Origin of the sequence: Streptomyces sp. RP5T (genome assembly GCF_003933965.1) — a bacterium.
Classification (GTDB): Bacteria; Actinomycetota; Actinomycetes; order Streptomycetales; family Streptomycetaceae; genus Streptomyces.
Genome location: NZ_RSAJ01000955.1, coordinates 1 through 2,042 on the forward strand (window position 1 = coordinate 1; position 2,042 = coordinate 2,042).

The 2,042-nt window shown below is 66.1% G+C and carries 5 protein-coding genes; 4 read left to right on the forward strand and 1 reads right to left on the reverse strand.

All coding sequences use genetic code 11. The features are described from left to right. Positions 1 to 2: 2 nt before the first annotated feature. The gene (locus tag EHS43_RS43360; RefSeq protein WP_125195918.1) at positions 3 to 404 is read right to left on the reverse strand and encodes an ATP-binding protein; all 402 of its coding nucleotides are present in this window, start codon (positions 402 to 404) and stop codon (positions 3 to 5) included. 201 nt (positions 405 to 605) lie between these two features. Between EHS43_RS43360 and EHS43_RS43365 the strand changes: the two genes are divergently transcribed. The 4 genes from EHS43_RS43365 to EHS43_RS43380 form a co-directional block, all read left to right on the forward strand. Beyond that, positions 606 to 1,460, forward strand: coding sequence for a helix-turn-helix transcriptional regulator (locus tag EHS43_RS43365; protein ID WP_125195919.1), 855 nt, complete (start codon positions 606 to 608; stop codon positions 1,458 to 1,460). Between the two features lie 13 nt (positions 1,461 to 1,473). Continuing rightward, positions 1,474 to 1,671 (forward strand): DUF397 domain-containing protein, encoded by a 198-nt coding sequence (locus tag EHS43_RS43370; protein WP_125195920.1) that lies wholly within the window; start codon positions 1,474 to 1,476, stop codon positions 1,669 to 1,671. A 50-nt stretch (positions 1,672 to 1,721) separates the two neighbouring features. Next, a complete protein-coding gene (locus EHS43_RS43375) occupies positions 1,722 to 1,922 on the forward strand; it encodes a DUF397 domain-containing protein (protein ID WP_125195921.1) in 201 nt (66 codons plus the stop codon). Continuing rightward, a partial coding sequence (locus EHS43_RS43380; RefSeq protein WP_148104298.1) for a DUF397 domain-containing protein occupies positions 1,919 to 2,042 on the forward strand: 124 nt, incomplete at its 3' end. The genes EHS43_RS43375 and EHS43_RS43380, both read left to right, overlap by 4 nt.

Below are 2,042 nucleotides of genomic sequence, written 5' to 3' on the forward strand. Positions count from 1 at the left end.
CACTATGCGACGGCCAGCTCACACCACACGAGCTTCCCGCGCTTGCCGTGCCGGGCCAACGGCTTCCACCCCCACACGTCCCCACAGGCCGCGTCCCACTCCGACCCCCTCCCCTCCTCCTCCACCAGCTCCAACTCACCTGGCGGCTCCGGCGGCCCGGGATCCGCGTCCCAAGCCCCGATCCTCAACACCCCGGCAGCCCACCGCACCCGCAGCGCGGCGGGGCTCTCGGTATGCCGTACGGCGTTGGAGACCAACTCCGCGGCGAGGAGCTCCGCGGTGTCGACGAGGCGGATCAGCCCGTGCATCGTCAGGATGAGCCGGAGGGTACGGCGGGCGACGGTGACGGCTCGGAGGTCGTTCGGGATGCAGAGGGTGTACTCCCAGGGATCGTTTTCGGGCATGCGTCAGCTCCAGTTCGCTGCTCGGAGTTCGGGTGCGGTGGCGTCGCCGCATGCGTCACGGCAGGACGCAGCGGTGCACTTCCGCAGAGTGTGCGTTGCATCACCGACGGTAGACCTACAATTTCAGGTCTAGCAATCAGATCGCGTAATCTGACCCCGAATGAGTCACACCCACGGGCGCGTTGATCCGAGGAGCACTCCATGGCGGGACTGAGGCCGGAACCCACCGCACGCCAGGTGCGCCTGGGAACCGAGCTGCGCAGACTGCGGGAGAAGGCCGGCCTCACCGGGCGGGAGGCGGCGGCTCTGCTCGGAGTGAGTTCCGGCCAGATCAGTCAGATCGAATCCGCCCTCAGCGGCGTGAGCGAGAAACGCCTGCGCAGCATGGCGGCCAACTACTCCTGCGCCGATGAGCAGTTGATTTCCGCTCTGGTGCAGGTCGCCACCGACCGGACACGCGGCTGGTGGGAGGAGTACCGGGGACAGTTGCCCACGCCGTTCCTGGACCTCTCCGAGCTGGAACACAACGCCACATTCCGATGGGACGTGGACTTGCTGCACGTGCCGGGCCTGCTCCAGACAGAGGACTACGCGCGGGCTCTCTTCTCGACGCGCATCCCGGAGCTCCCAGATGCCGACCGCGAGCTGCGCGTGCGACATCGCATGCAGCGCCGAACAATCCTCGAAAGGCCCACGTCGATCCCCTACCGGGCGGTGATCCATGAAGCAGCACTACGGATCAAGGTCGGCGGCCGGACCACCTCGCTGGCCCAGCTCACCCGCATCCTGGAGCTTTCCGAAGCGGACCACATCACCGTCAGCGTCATCCCGTTCACACTGGAACGCTTCGACGACACGGGCAGCGCCATGGTCTACGCCGGTGGCAGCATCCCGACGTTGGACACCGTGGTCCGCGACGCCCCACACCGCACCGTGTTCATCGATTCGGAGGCCCAACTCGGTGTATTCCGAACACTCTTCCGTAGAGTAGAAGCGTCGTCACTCGACCCCGAACAGACACGGGACCTGATCCGCAATCTGGCCAAAGAGCTGTGAGGCGAGGTATCCGATGAACACACACGACATCTGGCGGAAGTCGTCCTACTCCGGCGGCGGCGACGGTAACGCCTGCGTAGAGATCGCAACCCACCCCACTCACATAGCCATCCGCGACTCCAAAACCCCGGCCCGCGCCACCCTCACCTTCCCGGCAAGGTCCTTCACCGCCTTCCTCGAAGCCCTGAAGTCCCCGCCTGCCGGCCGCTGAAGGCCGACGTGGCTTCGTCCGCAGCCTGGTGAAATCGCTGAGACATCCCCATGAGCCCTCCTGTCACGTGGCGGAAGTCGTCCTACTCAGGTCCCGGCGACGGCGACTCCTGCGTCGAGATCGCGAACACCCCCGCCCGCGTAACCGTCCGGGACTCCAAGAACCTGGGCAGCGCCACCCTCACCTTCCCGGCCGAAGCCTTCGTCCCGTTCCTGAAAGCGCTGAAGTCATCGCAGGACGCCGAACGATGACCGGGAGGACCGTCACGCCCCAATGGCAGAAGTCGTCGTACTCGGGCGGCGGTGAGGGAAACGACTGCGTAGAGATCGCGAACCTGCACTCCCACATAGCCGTCCGCGACTCCAAGGCCC

What these genes read in the sequence shown, in the direction of transcription:
- EHS43_RS43360 (WP_125195918.1), bottom strand. Translation starts at nt 404, where the DNA reads ATGCCCGAAAACGATCCCTGGGAGTACACCCTCTGCATCCCGAACGAC.
- EHS43_RS43365 (WP_125195919.1), top strand. Translation starts at nt 606, where the DNA reads ATGGCGGGACTGAGGCCGGAACCCACCGCACGCCAGGTGCGCCTGGGA.
- EHS43_RS43370 (WP_125195920.1), top strand. Translation starts at nt 1,474, where the DNA reads ATGAACACACACGACATCTGGCGGAAGTCGTCCTACTCCGGCGGCGGC.
- EHS43_RS43375 (WP_125195921.1), top strand. Translation starts at nt 1,722, where the DNA reads ATGAGCCCTCCTGTCACGTGGCGGAAGTCGTCCTACTCAGGTCCCGGC.